The organism is Xanthomonas protegens (genome assembly GCF_038442435.1).
GTDB lineage: Bacteria > Pseudomonadota > Gammaproteobacteria > Xanthomonadales > Xanthomonadaceae > Xanthomonas_A > Xanthomonas_A sontii.
Genome location: NZ_JAQJCQ010000013.1, coordinates 95,853 through 108,997, shown reverse-complemented (window position 1 = coordinate 108,997; position 13,145 = coordinate 95,853). Strand labels below are relative to the sequence as shown.

12 protein-coding genes are annotated in these 13,145 nt (G+C 70.6%); 6 read left to right on the top strand and 6 right to left on the bottom strand.

Annotated elements, in window-relative coordinates; translation table 11 throughout:
- Positions 1-119 precede the first annotated feature (119 nt).
- Complete coding sequence (locus tag PIQ37_RS15380) at positions 120-1,757, top strand: NAD+ synthase (RefSeq protein WP_342074110.1); 1,638 nt, start codon at positions 120-122, stop codon at positions 1,755-1,757.
- Between the two features lie 175 nt (positions 1,758-1,932).
- Here PIQ37_RS15380 and egtD read toward each other — a convergent pair whose 3' ends face one another.
- The gene (egtD, locus tag PIQ37_RS15375; RefSeq protein ID WP_342074109.1) at positions 1,933-2,916 is read right to left on the bottom strand and encodes an L-histidine N(alpha)-methyltransferase; all 984 of its coding nucleotides are present in this window, start codon (positions 2,914-2,916) and stop codon (positions 1,933-1,935) included.
- Entirely contained in the window at positions 2,913-4,202 is a 1,290-nt protein-coding gene (egtB, locus tag PIQ37_RS15370) for an ergothioneine biosynthesis protein EgtB (RefSeq protein ID WP_342074108.1), read from the bottom strand. Before egtB ends, egtD begins: the two co-directional genes overlap by 4 nt.
- A 70-nt stretch (positions 4,203-4,272) precedes the next feature.
- Here egtB and PIQ37_RS15365 point away from each other — a divergent pair, with 70 nt between their 5' ends.
- Entirely contained in the window at positions 4,273-5,481 is a 1,209-nt protein-coding gene (locus PIQ37_RS15365; RefSeq protein ID WP_342074107.1) for an aminotransferase class V-fold PLP-dependent enzyme, read from the top strand.
- A gap of 251 nt (positions 5,482-5,732) precedes the next feature.
- On the opposite strand, the gene PIQ37_RS15360 is transcribed toward PIQ37_RS15365, so the two are convergent.
- The 4 genes from PIQ37_RS15360 to PIQ37_RS15345 all read right to left on the bottom strand — a co-directional run bounded on the left by PIQ37_RS15360 (position 5,733) and on the right by PIQ37_RS15345 (position 10,181).
- Positions 5,733-7,235 (bottom strand): ABC transporter permease/substrate-binding protein, encoded by a 1,503-nt coding sequence (locus tag PIQ37_RS15360; protein WP_342074106.1) that lies wholly within the window; start codon positions 7,233-7,235, stop codon positions 5,733-5,735.
- The gene (locus PIQ37_RS15355; protein ID WP_342074105.1) at positions 7,232-7,969 is read right to left on the bottom strand and encodes an ATP-binding cassette domain-containing protein; all 738 of its coding nucleotides are present in this window, start codon (positions 7,967-7,969) and stop codon (positions 7,232-7,234) included. The genes PIQ37_RS15360 and PIQ37_RS15355 overlap by 4 nt, the downstream gene beginning before the upstream one ends.
- 52 nt (positions 7,970-8,021) lie before the next feature.
- The gene (locus tag PIQ37_RS15350; RefSeq protein WP_342074104.1) at positions 8,022-8,972 is read right to left on the bottom strand and encodes a glycoside hydrolase family protein; all 951 of its coding nucleotides are present in this window, start codon (positions 8,970-8,972) and stop codon (positions 8,022-8,024) included.
- A gap of 333 nt (positions 8,973-9,305) precedes the next feature.
- The gene (locus PIQ37_RS15345; RefSeq protein ID WP_017910377.1) at positions 9,306-10,181 is read right to left on the bottom strand and encodes an outer membrane protein assembly factor BamD; all 876 of its coding nucleotides are present in this window, start codon (positions 10,179-10,181) and stop codon (positions 9,306-9,308) included.
- 116 nt (positions 10,182-10,297) lie between these two features.
- Here PIQ37_RS15345 and rluD point away from each other — a divergent pair, with 116 nt between their 5' ends.
- From rluD to PIQ37_RS15325, 4 genes are all read left to right on the top strand, one after another.
- On the top strand, positions 10,298-11,305 hold the full coding sequence (gene rluD / locus PIQ37_RS15340; protein ID WP_342074103.1) for a 23S rRNA pseudouridine(1911/1915/1917) synthase RluD: 1,008 nt from the start codon (positions 10,298-10,300) through the stop codon (positions 11,303-11,305).
- 97 nt (positions 11,306-11,402) lie between these two features.
- Positions 11,403-12,176, top strand: a complete 774-nt coding sequence (gene pgeF, locus PIQ37_RS15335; protein WP_342074102.1) for a peptidoglycan editing factor PgeF — start codon at positions 11,403-11,405, stop codon at positions 12,174-12,176.
- Complete coding sequence (locus tag PIQ37_RS15330) at positions 12,161-12,703, top strand: DUF4166 domain-containing protein (RefSeq protein ID WP_342074101.1); 543 nt, start codon at positions 12,161-12,163, stop codon at positions 12,701-12,703. Before pgeF ends, PIQ37_RS15330 begins: the two co-directional genes overlap by 16 nt.
- Positions 12,690-13,133, top strand: a complete 444-nt coding sequence (locus PIQ37_RS15325; protein WP_342074100.1) for a thiol-disulfide oxidoreductase DCC family protein — start codon at positions 12,690-12,692, stop codon at positions 13,131-13,133. Before PIQ37_RS15330 ends, PIQ37_RS15325 begins: the two co-directional genes overlap by 14 nt.
- The last annotated feature ends 12 nt before the right edge of the window (positions 13,134-13,145 follow it).

Below are 13,145 nucleotides of genomic sequence, written 5' to 3'. Positions count from 1 at the left end.
ACTCCAACGTGGCGGCACGCGCATCATCGGCCGCAACCCGGCACAGCGCTACACTGCGCATGGCGGCACGCGACGCAGTGGCGCCTGCGTGTCTCCCACCCGTTCCTGCAAGGTTGCCTATGTCCGCCTCTCTCCGCCTCGCCATGGCCCAATTCGATTTCCCGGTCGGCGCCGTGGCCCAGAACACCGACCGGATCATCGCGTTGATCGAAGAGGCGCGCGACGAGTGCGGCGCCGACGTGGTGCTGTTCCCGGAACTGGCGGTCAGCGGCTACCCGCCGGAAGACCTGCTGCTGCGGCCGGGGTTCCTGGCCGACTGCGAGCGCGCGGTGCAGCGCATCGCCGCGCAGGTGCACGGCATCGTCGCGGTGGTCGGCTGGCCGCAGAGTGCCGGTAGCGTGGTCTACAACGCCGCCAGCGTGCTGCGCGGCGGCCGCATCGAACGCACCTACCGCAAGCGCGAACTGCCCAATTATGCGGTGTTCGACGAGCGCCGCTATTTCGACGTGGACCCGGACGGCGAGAACTGCGTGTTCGAGGTCAAGGGCACGCCGGTGGGCCTGGTGATCTGCGAGGACCTGTGGTTCCCGGAGCCGCTGTCGGCGACCGTGCGGGCGGGCGCGGAACTGGTGCTGGTGCCCAACGCCTCGCCCTACGAGCGCGGCAAGCACGCGCAGCGCGATGCCTTGCTGGCCGAGCGCAGCCGCGAGAGCGGCGCGGCGCTGGCCTATCTCAACGTGGTCGGCGGCCAGGATGCGCTGGTGTTCGACGGCGCTTCGGTGGTGGCCGACGGCGACGGCACCGTGCATCCGGCCGCGGCCGCCTTCACCGACCAGTGGCTGGTGGTGGACTACGACACCGTCGCGCGCCGCTTCGCGCCGCTGCGCTGGATCGACGACGGCGACGAAAGCATGGACGCGCTGGCCTGGCGCGCGGTGGTGCGCGGGCTGCAGGACTACTGCGCCAAGAATCGTTTTTCCAAGGTGTGGCTGGGCCTGTCCGGCGGCATCGATTCGGCACTGGTGCTGGCGATGGCGGTGGACGCGCTGGGCGCGGACAACGTCACCGCGGTGCGGCTGCCGTCGCGCTATACCGCCGACCTGTCCAACGACCTGGCCGCGGATCAATGCCGCACCTTGGGCGTGAAGCTGGAGACGGTGGCGATCGAGCCGGCGTTCGAGGGCCTGCTGAGCGCGCTCGGCCCGCTGTTCGCCGGCACCGAGCCCGACGTCACCGAAGAGAACCTGCAGTCGCGCAGCCGCGGCGTGATCCTGATGGCGCTGGCCAACAAGTTCGGCGGTCTGCTGCTGACCACCGGCAACAAGAGCGAGTACGCGGTGGGCTACGCGACCATCTACGGCGACATGTGCGGCGGCTACGCGCCGCTGAAGGACCTGTACAAGACCGAGGTGTTCGGCCTGGCGAAATGGCGCAACACGGTCGGCGGCACACCGGTGATCCCGCCGGCGGTGATCGCGCGGCCGCCCTCGGCGGAGCTGCGCGCCAACCAGACCGACCAGGATTCGCTGCCGCCGTACGACGTGCTCGACGGCATCCTGTACCGCTACGTCGACCAGGAGGAATCGCGCGACGAGATCGTCGCCGCCGGCTACGCCGCCGAGGTGGTCGACCGGGTGGTGCGGCTGGTGCGCATCAGCGAATGGAAACGCCACCAGGCCGCACCGGGACCGAAGGTGTCGCGCCGCGCGTTCGGCCGCGAGCGGCGCTATCCGATCAGCAATGGGTATCAGGCCTAGCGCGCAATCGAACGGACGAGAGAGGAGCGATGCTTGTCCGCTTTTCGGGGATCATGCGATCAGGCGTTCTCGGTAAAGCCCGGTCGCGGCTAAAGCCGCTCCTACAAGGGATACGGCCGTCGCGAAGCACGCTCGCTTTTGCGAATCCCCAATCCCGATTCCCCAATCCCGGCCTTCAAACCACCTGCAACAACCGCAACCCAAACGCATCGTCCTGCGCATTCCAGCCGTGGCTGACGCGAAGGCCGGCCTCGGCGGCCATCGCCGCGAAGCTCTGGTCGGTGTACTTGTGGCTGTACTCGACCTGCATCGCTTCGCCCTCGGCGAAATCGAAGCGCCGCCCGGCCACGGTCACCTGCTGCGCGCACTGGCTGACCAGGAAGGTCTCGATGCGCTCGCGCGTTTCCGAATAAACGGCATGATGGCGGAACTGCGCCAGGTCGAAGTCGCTGCCGATCTCGCGGTTGAGCCGGCGCAGCAGGTTCAGGGTGAATTCGGCGGTGACCCCGGCGGCGTCGTTATAGGCCGCCTCCAGCAGCGCTGTGTCCTTCACCAAGTCGATGCCGATCAGCGCGCAGCCGTCAGCACCCATGGTCTGGCGCATCGAGCGCAGCAGGGCGATGCCATCCTCGCGGGTGAAGTTGCCCAGGGTCGAGCCGGGGAAGAACACCAACGTGCGGCGCGCGCCGCGCTGCGGCGCCGGCAGCGCCACCGGCGCGGTGAAGTCGGCGCACACCGGCAGCATCTGGATGTGCGGGAAGCGCTCGGCCAGCCGCGTAGTGCTGGACATCAGCATGTCGCGGGAAATTTCGATCGGTGTATAGGCCACCGGCATGCGCAGGCCGTCCAGCAGCAACTGGGTCTTGCGGCCGCTGCCGCTGCCCAGTTCCACCACGTGCGCGCCAGTGCCTACCGCCTGCGCGATCGACGGCATCCGCGCTTCCAGCAAATCCAGCTCGGTGCGGGTCAGGTAGTACTCGGGCTGGCGGGTGATCGCCTCGAACAGGCGCGAGCCCTCGGCGTCGTAGAAATACTTGGACGGCAACTGCTTTGGGCTGCACGACAGGCCCGCGATCGCGTCGGCGGTGATGTCGTCCGCCTGCGGATGCAGGTCGGTCAGGGCGGCCTCGGTCAGGGCACGGGCGGTTGCGGCATTCATGCGGAATCCTTGGCCAGGCGCACGCCGGCGAACTGCCATCGCGCATCGGAGGGGAAGAAGTTGCGGTAGCTGGCGCGGATGTGATCGTGCGGCGTGGCGCAACTGCCGCCGCGCAACACCCACTGCGCGTTCATGAACTTGCCGTTGTATTCGCCCAGCGTGCCCGACCACGGGCGGAAGCCGGGGTAGGGCAGGTAGGCGCTGCCGGTCCATTCCCAGACATCGCCGAACAACTGCTGCAGGCCGGTGTCGGCCGGCGCCGTCGACTGCGGATGCAGTGCATCGCTCTCGACGAAGTTACCCGCGATGGCGACGCCGGTAGCCGCCTGTTCCCACTCCGCCTCGGTCGGCAGGCGCGCGCCTGCCCAGCGCGCGAAGGCGTCGGCTTCGAACAGGCTGAGATGGCACACCGGCGCATGCGGATCGCGTTCGCGCCAGCCGCCGAGGGTGAATTCACGCGCGCCGTCGGCATGCCAGTACAGCGGGCGCTGCCAATCCTCGGCGCACCGCTGCGCCCAGCCGTCGCTGAGCCATAGCCCGACCGTGCGATAGCCGCCGTCGGCGATGAACTCGGCGTACTCGGCATTGCTCACCGGGCGGCTGGCCAGCGCATGCGCCGGCACCAGCACACGATGCCGCGGTGATTCGTTGTCGTAGGCGAAGCCGGCATGCGCCGGCCACGGTGCGGCACCGATCTGGCTGATCTGTTCGTCGCGCTGCAGCCAGCGCAGCGCAGACGCCGGCGCGTGCTGGGTCGCCAAGTCCGCGCGATATGCCGGACCCAGCGGGTTGCGCCAGAACGCATGCTTGATGTCGGTCAGCAGCAGTTCCTGATGCTGCTGCTCGTGCTGCAGGCCCAGCTCCAGGATCTGCAGGGTCTGCGGCGCAAGCGCGCCGGCCTGCAACTGCGCCAGTACGCGGGTTTCGATCGCGCTGCGGTAGTCCAGCACCTGCGCCAGCGAGGGCCGCGACAGCAGGCCGCGGTGCGGCCGCGCATGCGCCGGGCCGATGCTCTGGTAGTAGCTGTTGAACAGGTAGTCCCACTGCGGATCCTGGGGGCGGTACGCCGGATCGGCGCCGAGCACGAACCGCTCGAAGAACCAGGTGGTGTGCGCCAGATGCCATTTGGCCGGGCTGGCGTCGTCCATGCTCTGCACCATCGCGTCTTCTTCGCTCAGCGGTGCCGCGAGATGACGGCTGTGTGCGCGCACGCGGCGCAGGCGGTCCGCCAGCGTCGCGACGGGTGCGATTGGCGAGGGCGGTGACGCCGGAGAGATCGCTTGCATCGATGCAGTCTTAGCGCAGCGGCGTGAACGGACCGTCACGCGTCGCGGACCGTGGCGTTACCCTAGACACATGTCTACGAGCGCCTTGCACTACGCTGCCGGTCCGGCTTCCGCCGGCGACTTGGTCGACCTCGATGCCGCGGCGGAGGCGTTCGCGCTACCGCCCGGCGTGCGCTATCTGGACACCGCCAGCAAGGGACCGCGCCTGCACCGTGCACTGATCGCGGGGCAGGCGGCGCTGGCCGATGCGATCGCGCCGTGGACGCTGTCCTTCGATGCGTGGCGCGCGCAGATCGAAGACTTACGCGTGCTCGCGGCAGCCACGGTGTTCTCCGGCGACAGCGAGGGCGTGGCGATGGTGCCGTCGGCCGCCTATGGCCTGGCCATCGCGGCGCGGCAGGTGCCGTTGGCGCCTGGCGATGCGGTCCTGCTGCTCGATGGCCAGTTTCCATCGAATTTGCTGGCGTGGCAGCAACGCTGTGCCGAGAGCGGCGCGCATCTTGCGGTGGTGCGGCGGGCGCCCGGGCAGGACTGGACCGCGGCGGTCCTGGCGGCGCTGGATGCGGAGCCGCGCGTGCGCGTGGCGACTCTGCCCAACGCCTACTGGCGCGACGGCAGTCTGCTGGATCTGGACCGGATCGCGCCGCGGGTGCATGCGGCCGGCGCGATGCTGGTGCTGGATCTGAGCCAGAGCCTGGGCGTGCTGCCGGTACGGCTGGACGCCTGGCGGCCGGACTTCGTGGTCTCGGTCGGCCACAAATGGCTGCTCGGGCCGATGGGGCTGGCATGGCTGTGGGCCTCGCCGCACTGGCGCGCGCACGGCGTGCCGTTCGAGCAGCACTGGCAGGCGCGCGACCCGGGGGCGGATTGGCAGTTCCCGGCCGAGGCGCCGCCGCCGTACCGCAGTGGCGCGCGCCGCTTCGATGCCGGCGGCGTCGCCGACCCGCTGCGCCTGGCGATGGCCAGCGCGGCATTGCAGCAGGTGCAGCAGTGGCAGCCGGCGCGCATCGCGCAACGGCTTGGCGCACTTGGTGCGGCATTCGACGCGGAGTTGCACGCGCTGGGCGCGGGCGACTGGACCGTGCCTGGGCATGCGCCACACCTGTACGCGCTACGCCCACCGGCATCGGCGATGCCAGTGTTGCTGCCCTGGCTGCAGCACGCGCAAGTCATCTGCACCCATCGCCATGGCGCCCTGCGCATCGCGCCGTATCTGCAGTTGACGCCGGAGGCGATGCGCGGCCTGGCGCAAGCGATGGTGGCTGCGGTGCGTGCTTGAACGCACGGGCCTGCGATCGTTGTCTGTCTTCGGTTTCTATGGGGAAAGCAGTCGAGTACCGGTCCGCATCGTAGATCCTGTTGGGTGCATGGCTTCGTTGGTCGCGGCTGAAGCCGCTCCTACGAGAAAAAAGGCGGCAGGTATGCCGTAGGCGCGGCTTGGCCGCGACTCGATGCCGCTGTGATGCGTTTAGCGCGGGGGCGGGTTGCCGAAGCCGGCCACATCGCTGATGCCCGCGGCGCTGGCTTGCCCTACCGACGTGCCGCCAGGCGCAATCCACGTGGGGTCAGCACCCGTTCCAGCAGCTCGAACAGGCCTTGTACCAGCAGCGCCAGCAGCGCGGCCGGCACCGCGCCTTCCAGGATCAAACCGAGGTCGTCCAGGCGGATGCCGGTGAGGATCGGCTGGCCGTAGCCGCCGGCGCCGATCAGCGCGCCCAGGGTCGCGGTGCCGACGTTGATCACCGCCGCGGTCTTGATGCCGGCGAGGAGGGTGCGCAGCGCCAGCGGTAACTCGATCCGCCACAGCCGCGTGCCCGGCGGCAGTCCCAAAGCGGCGGCGGTCTCGCGCAGTTCGCGCGGGATGCCGGTGATGCCGGCGTGCGTGTTGCGCACGATCGGCAGCAGGCTGTACAGGAACAGCGCGGCGATCGCGGGTTTGGCGCCGATGCCGAACAGCGGGATCATGAACACGAACACCGCCAGCGACGGTAGCGTCTGCAGCACGCCGGTCAGCGCCAGCACCGCCTGGCCGAGCCGTGGCCGGTGCGCGGCCAGGATACCCAGCGGCAGCGCCACCAGCAGGGCCAGGCCCAGCGACAGCCCGACCAGCGCCAGGTGCTCGCGGGTGCGTTGCAGCAGCCGCTGCATCCGCCCGTCCTCGGCTGGCGCGGCGATGCCCAGCCAGTGTGCGGCGATGGCGCTTTCGGCACGCTTGTCGAGCTTGGCCTCGGCGTTGAGCCGCTGCATGGTCGCCGCGTCGATGCGTCCGCCCAGTCCCTGCAGCGCCTGCACGAAGCGCGGCGCGCGCTGTGCCAGGTCGGCGCGGTACAGGAACACCGCCGCGTAGCGCGGGAAGTAGTGCTTGTCGTCCTGCAGCACCAGCAGGTCGTGCGCCGGGATCTCGGCGTCGGTGCTGTACAGGTCGGTGAGGTCGATCGCGCCGCTGTCCAGCGCGCGGTAGGCGAGGTCGTGGTCCAGGCCGGTGGGCGTCTGTGGCAGTCCGTAGGCGTCGCGCACGCCGGGCCAGCCGTCGGCACGCGAGACGAATTCGTTGCTCAGCCCGAATGTCAGCGTCGGATGCGCGGCCAGGTCCGACAGGCGCACGATGCCCAGCGCCTGCGCGCGTTGCCGGCGCATGCCGAACGCGTAGGTGTTGTCGAAGCCCAGCGGCGCGCTCATCGCCAGGCCGCGCTGCGCCAGCGCCTTGCGCAACGTGTCGTCGTCGGCGCCCGGCAGTTGCAGCAGTTCGGCGGCCAGCGTGCCGGTGTACTCGGCATAGGCGTCGATCGACCCCTGCCCCAACGCACGCCACAGGATGCGGGTGCCGCCGAGCTGGCGCCGATGTTCGACCTCGACCCCGGCCAGGCGCCCGGCGCCGGCGGCGATCTCGCCCAGCACCACCGCTTCGGTGAAGTTCTTCGAGCCGACCACGACCTTGGCGTCTGCGGCAGCGGCCGGCAGACCCAGCAGGCTGGCAAGGCTGCCCAAGGCGACCGCTGCGATCGCGCGCCAGCGCGCGCCCGGCGAGGTCATCGCGCCTCCTCCAGGGTGCGCTGGGCCTGCAGGAACTGGCTCACGAACGGGTCGGCCGGCGCCTCCAGCAAGGTGCGCGCGCTGCCTTCCTGCAGCACGCGGCCGCCGCGCATCAGCACCAGGGTATCGCCCAGGTAGGCGGCCTCGGCGACGTCGTGGGTCACCAGCACCACGGTCTTGCCGAGCAGCGCGAACAGCTCGCGCATCTGCGTCTGCAGTTCGTGGCGCACGATCGGGTCGAGCGCGCCCAACGGTTCGTCCAGCAGCAACACCGGGGGGTCCAGCAACAGCGCGCGCATCAGTCCGACGCGCTGGCGCTGGCCGCCGGACAGTTCGGCCGGGTAGCGCGCCAGCAGCGCTTCCGGCAGGCGGCACAACTCGGCCAACTCATGCAGGCGCGCTTCGATGCGCGGCCGCGGCCAGCCCAGCGTGCGCGCCAGCAGGGCGGCGTTGTCGCGGGCGCTCAGGTGCGGGAACAGGCCGCCTTCCTGGATCACATAGCCGATGCGCCGGCGCTGCGCCAGCAAGGTGGCGCGACGCAGCGGCTCGCCCTGGAAGCGCACTTCGCCGCTATCCGGCCACTCCAGCCCCAGCAGCAGCCGCAGCACGCTGGACTTGCCGGCGCCGCTGGGACCGATCAACGCGGTGGTGCGGCCCGGGGCGATGCGAAGATCGACCTGGTCCAGCGCCAGCATGTCGCCGTAGCGGCGGGTGACCCGATGCAGTTCGAACATCGAAGCAGCATAGCCGCAGGCGGCGACCACGCCGTGCGAAGACGTCGCGGCCTCAGCGGGCGGCGTCGGTCAGCAGGTCCAGCGTCGGTTTCGGCCTGCCCAGGTCGTACATCAGGCCGAAATGGGCTTCCGCGCCCTGCTGGTCCGGCTGGTCGAGCAGTTCGTAGAGATTGATCTCGGCGACCACGTCGGCGTAGTCGTTGCGCAGCGTCTGCAGCAGCTCCGCCACGCTGTCGTAGCAGGCGCCGTCGCCGGGATGGCCGCCATCGGTGTTGCCGGTGTAGATCTCGGCGCAGTTGAGTTCGTTGACGTACACCTTGGTGCCGTACTTCTGCGCGGCGGCGCGCAGTTGTCCGAGATACAGATCCATCCAGTAGCCGCGTTCGCCGTGGAAGGCGTAGTAGTGGAAGCTGATGCGGTCGAAGTCGAAGCCGGCGGCCTTTGCCTGGTCCAGGAACCACAGCGAGCCGTTGCGGTCGCCGGGGCAGCGCGCGTTGGCCGAATGATCGTCGCTGTTGCAGGCGGTGATGTTGATGGTGAATTGCAGGCCGGCGCCCAACTCGTCGGAGGCCTGCTTCATGCCGCGGTACATGGTGGTCATCGCCGCGATCCGCGCCGGGGCGGCGGCACGGTCCAGGTCCTGCTCGTTGCCGATCTCCCAGACCTTGATGTCGTTGGCATAGCGGCGCGCCAGCGCGTAGCCGATCTCGCGCGACATCGGGTACACCATCGGCCGCAGCGCGATGTTGTACTGGCGCGAGAGCTGTACCAGCCGGTCGAGCACGGTGAAGTTGCGCGGGTCCACGTCGAACCGGTAGCTGCGCAGGTTGCGCTGGTCGAGCAGGCGGAACACCGCCTCGCTCTGGCTGAGGGGATAGGCCTGGCGACCATCGTGGCCGTTGACCCCGTACACGATGGCCGGTGCCGCGGTGGCAGGGGCGGCAGCGACGACGAGGAGGGCAGCGAACAGGCGCAGCAGCGGGCGCAGCAAGGACAGAGACATGGCGTTCCCGGCGGAAGCGGCCCGGGGCGGGCACGGGACCAGCCTAGCAAGCCCGGCCACGGGCATCGGCGCCAATTCCCGGGACTGCGGTGCGGGTCGCACTCCGCCGGGATTGGTCTGGAGGCGCGCCATGCTGGGCGGCCAGTGACCGGACTGGCGCTGTCTGGGCGACGCGCACCTACCTCGCCTTGGGTGCCCGCAGGTGTCGTCATGGCCACCCGCAGCAGCCGCGCGCAGGTGCCCGAACGGACCACCGGGGCCGATCGGCGCTGCCCGGAAACGCGACAGGGGCCTTGCGGCCCCTGTCGGTGTGCATTCTGCCTGCGCGGTGGATCAGCGCTGCATCTGCGAATTGGACTGCCCGGTGGCGGCGGACTTCTCGCCGGCGAACGGATTGAGCTTGCGGATCATCCACGGGTACTTCGGCCAGTTGCCGGTCAGCCACGGATGCTGCGGGTCGTTGAGCTCGAGCACGCGGCGCGCGTCGGCAGCCAGGGTCTTGTTGCCCAGGTGGGTATAGGCATCGGCCAGCACCGCCACCGCGTCGTTCTGGTAGGCGCTCTGCGGATAGGTCTCCAGCAGGTAGGTGGCGCGCGAGGCGGCCGACACCCAGGCATCGCGGCGCAGGTAGTACAGCGCGTTGTCCAACTCGTGCTGGGCGAACACGTTGCGCAGGGCGATCATGCGCGCGCGCGCGTCGGCGGCGTAGCGGCTGTTCGGGTAGCGCTCGGCGACGGTGTTGAAGTCGGCGTAGGCCTGCTGCGGGGTGGACAGGTCGCGGCGGCTGGGGTCCAGCGACCACACCCGGCGCAGGAACACCGTGTCGCGGTTGGAGTTGGACAACCCGCGCAGGTAGTACATGTAGGCGATGTTGCGCTGGGTCGGGTAGGTGCGGATGAAGCGGTCGATGGTCGACACCGCGTCGTCGTGCTTGCCGGCCTTGTACTGGGCGTAGGCGCTTTCGATCATCGCCTGCTCGGTGTAGTTGCCGTAGGGGTACTGCGCGATCAGCCGCTTGAAGCTGCTCTCGGCGCCGGCCCAGTTGCCGCTCTCCATCTGCGCATGCGCCTTCTGGTAGAGCTGCTCGACCGGCATCCCTTCTTCGGGGTTCTTCTTCTGACGGTGGCAACCCGTCGCCACGACCAGCGTGACCAGCAGCAGGGCGATGAAACGGACGTGCGCGGACAGCGGGACGGAGCGTCGGATCATGGGTTCGGGCGCGGCAGGGCAGGAATACGAAGGGGCGATGATAGCCTAGTGGCCTGTCCTGCGACTGACTATGGCCGCCGCGACCCCCTTTTTCCGACCCAAGCCGTGCCCCTGCCATGCCCCATACCCCCCCGGATCTCCCCGAGGACGCCGTCAGCGACGGCCCGCGCCAGGCGCGCGTCCCCGATCACGCCGCCGGCCGCCGCTTCGACGCGGTGCTGGCCGAACTGTTCCCCGAATACTCGCGTTCGCGCCTGGCCGAATGGATCAAATCCGGCGATGCCCTGCTCGACGGCGCCCCGGCGCGGCCGCGCGATGCGCTGCGCGGCGGCGAGATCGCCAGCCTGCACGCGGTGCTGGACACCCAGACCCACGCCCTGCCCGAGGACATCCCGCTGGAGGTGCTGTACGAGGACGACCAGGTCATCGTGCTGAACAAGCCGGCCGGGCTGGTGGTGCACCCGGGCGCCGGCAACCCCAGCGGCACCCTGGTCAATGCCTTGCTGTACCGCGACCCGGGGCTGTCGGCGCTGCCGCGCGCCGGCATCGTGCACCGCCTGGACAAGGACACCAGCGGCGCCATGGTGGTGGCGCGGACCCTGCAGGCGCACACCTCGCTGGTGGCGCAGCTGTCCGCGCGCGACGTGCACCGGCAATACCTGGCGGTGGTGGTCGGGGCGCTGGTCTCCGGCGGCACCGCCAATGCGCCGATCGACCGCCATCCGCGCGACCGCCTGCGCATGGCGGTGCGCGAGGACGGCCGCGACGCGGTCACCCATTACCGGCTGCGCGAGCGCTTCCGTGCGCATACGGCCCTGGAATGCCGCCTGGAGACCGGCCGCACCCACCAGATCCGCGTGCACATGGCGCACCTGAAGCACCCCATCGTCGGCGACCCGCTGTACGGCGGCCCGCTGAAGCTGCCCAAGGGCGCCAGCGAGGAGCTGATCGGCGAACTGCGCGGCTTCAAGCGCCAGGCGCTGCACGCCGAGACCCTGGAGTTCAAGCATCCCACGAGCGGCGAGCCGGTCCGCGCCACCGCGGCGGTGCCGGCCGACCTGCAGCAACTGATGGCCTCCCTCCGCGTGGATGCGCAGGCGGCCGCCGAACGGGCGCGGCGCTGAGCATGGCTGGGGTCCCGCTTTCCCACGCCCTCGCGCGCGACTGCCGGGGACGCCAGGCTGGCGGCATGTCGGCCGATGTCGGGCGAGGGCGCGGCCGATGAGCGACTTCGCCCTGCCGGCCGACTGGCCGGCACCGCCGCGGGTCCACGCCCTGACCACCCTGCGCACCGGCGCCGGCGCCTCGCAGCCGCCGTTCGACCGTTTCAACCTCGGCAACCGCAGTGCCGCCGACGGCGACGACCCGGCCACGGTGCAGCGCAACCGCGATGAGTTGGCCGCGCGCCTGGCGCTGCCGACGTCGCCGCATTGGCTGCGGCAGGTGCATGGCGTGCAGGTGCTGCGTTTCGACGGGCCGCCGCAGGGCACCGGCATCGACGCCGAGCCGACCGCCGATGCCGCGGTCACCGCCGAACCGGGCGTGGTGCTGGCGATCCTGACCGCCGACTGCCTGCCGGTGGTGTTCGCCGCCCGCGACGGCAGCGAGGTCGGCGCCGCGCACGCCGGCTGGCAGGGGCTGGCCGGCGGCGTGCTGGAGGCCACCGTGGCCGCGCTGCGCACGCCGCCCACGCAGTTGCAGGCCTGGCTGGGGCCGGCGGCCGGACCGCAGCACTACGAGATCGGCGCCGAGGTGCGCGAGGCGTTCCTGCGCCACGATCCGGCAGCCGCGGCCGCGTTCGTGGACACCCGGCCCGGCCACTGGCGGGTGGACCTGTACGCACTGGCGCGGCAACGCCTGGTCGCGGCCGGCATGGCCCCGGAGCAGATCCATGGTGGCGGCCTGTGCACCATCGCCGATGCGCAGCGCTTCTATTCCTACCGGCGCGACCGCCGCAGCGGGCGCATGGCGACCCTGGCGTGGATCGCGCCCTGACGCCGCCGCTGTTCGCGCAGGTGCTGGGACCGGCGTTCGCGCAATTGCCGCCGGTACTGCGCGCGCTGCACATGCCGTCGTCGCAGTCGCGCTATGTCGGCCAGGCCATGGTCCAGCGCGGCCGCCATCCGTTGCTGCCGCTGTGCGCGTGGCTGGTGCGGCTGCCGCGCACCGGGCCGGCGACGCCGGTGGAGGTGGTGTTTCACGCCGATGCCCATGGCGAGCGCTGGGAGCGCCGCTTCGGCACGCATGCCATGCCCTCGCGGCTGTGGCTGCACCGCGGCCGCCTGCGCGAGCGTCTGGGTGCGGTGGTGTTCGAATTCGCCCTGCGGATCGACGGCGCCGGCATCGAATGGCGCGCGGCGCGGGCCTGGGCCTTCGGCTTGATGCCGCTGCCGCGGCGCTGGCTGGCCGGCGTGCACTGCCGCGAAGACCAGCGCGACGGCCGCTACGCGTTCGTGATCGCGGTGACCCTGCCGTGGATCGGCCCGTTCATCCGCTACGAGGGCTGGCTTGCGCCGGCCTGAGCCACCGCCGGGTACGGCGCCCGCAGCGGCGGACGACACGGCCATCGTCGTGTTCGACGGGGTCTGCGCGCTGTGCAGCCGCTGGGTGCGGTTCCTGCTGCGCCATGACCGCCGCGGCCGCTACCGGTTTGCGGCGATGCAGTCGCCGCGCGGCAGCGCGCTGTTGCGCGAGCACGGCCTGGATCCGGCCGATCCGCTGTCGTTCCTGCTGCTGACACGGCACGGCGCATTGACCGATTCGGACGCGGCGATCGCGGTGATCGCCGGGCTTGGCGGGGTGTGGCGCAGTGTCGCGCTGTTGCGCCTGCTGCCGCGGCGTTGGCGCGATGCCGGCTACCGCGTGCTGGCGCGCAACCGCCATCGCTGGTTCGGGACCACGGCGCAGTGTTTCCTGCCGGAGCCGCAACAGCGCTCACGCTTTCTGGAGTGAGGGTGGCGCGCG

Excerpts from the sequence above, each read along its gene's own strand:
- pgeF (WP_342074102.1), top strand. The coding sequence starts at position 11,403 with ATGAGCGACTTCGCCCTGCCGGCCGACTGGCCGGCACCGCCGCGGGTC.
- PIQ37_RS15350 (WP_342074104.1), bottom strand. The coding sequence starts at position 8,972 with ATGTCTCTGTCCTTGCTGCGCCCGCTGCTGCGCCTGTTCGCTGCCCTC.
- egtB (WP_342074108.1), bottom strand. The coding sequence starts at position 4,202 with ATGCAAGCGATCTCTCCGGCGTCACCGCCCTCGCCAATCGCACCCGTC.
- rluD (WP_342074103.1), top strand. The coding sequence starts at position 10,298 with ATGCCCCATACCCCCCCGGATCTCCCCGAGGACGCCGTCAGCGACGGC.
- PIQ37_RS15355 (WP_342074105.1), bottom strand. The coding sequence starts at position 7,969 with ATGTTCGAACTGCATCGGGTCACCCGCCGCTACGGCGACATGCTGGCG.
- PIQ37_RS15380 (WP_342074110.1), top strand. The coding sequence starts at position 120 with ATGTCCGCCTCTCTCCGCCTCGCCATGGCCCAATTCGATTTCCCGGTC.
- PIQ37_RS15360 (WP_342074106.1), bottom strand. The coding sequence starts at position 7,235 with ATGACCTCGCCGGGCGCGCGCTGGCGCGCGATCGCAGCGGTCGCCTTG.
- egtD (WP_342074109.1), bottom strand. The coding sequence starts at position 2,916 with ATGAATGCCGCAACCGCCCGTGCCCTGACCGAGGCCGCCCTGACCGAC.
- PIQ37_RS15345 (WP_017910377.1), bottom strand. The coding sequence starts at position 10,181 with ATGATCCGACGCTCCGTCCCGCTGTCCGCGCACGTCCGTTTCATCGCC.
- PIQ37_RS15365 (WP_342074107.1), top strand. The coding sequence starts at position 4,273 with ATGTCTACGAGCGCCTTGCACTACGCTGCCGGTCCGGCTTCCGCCGGC.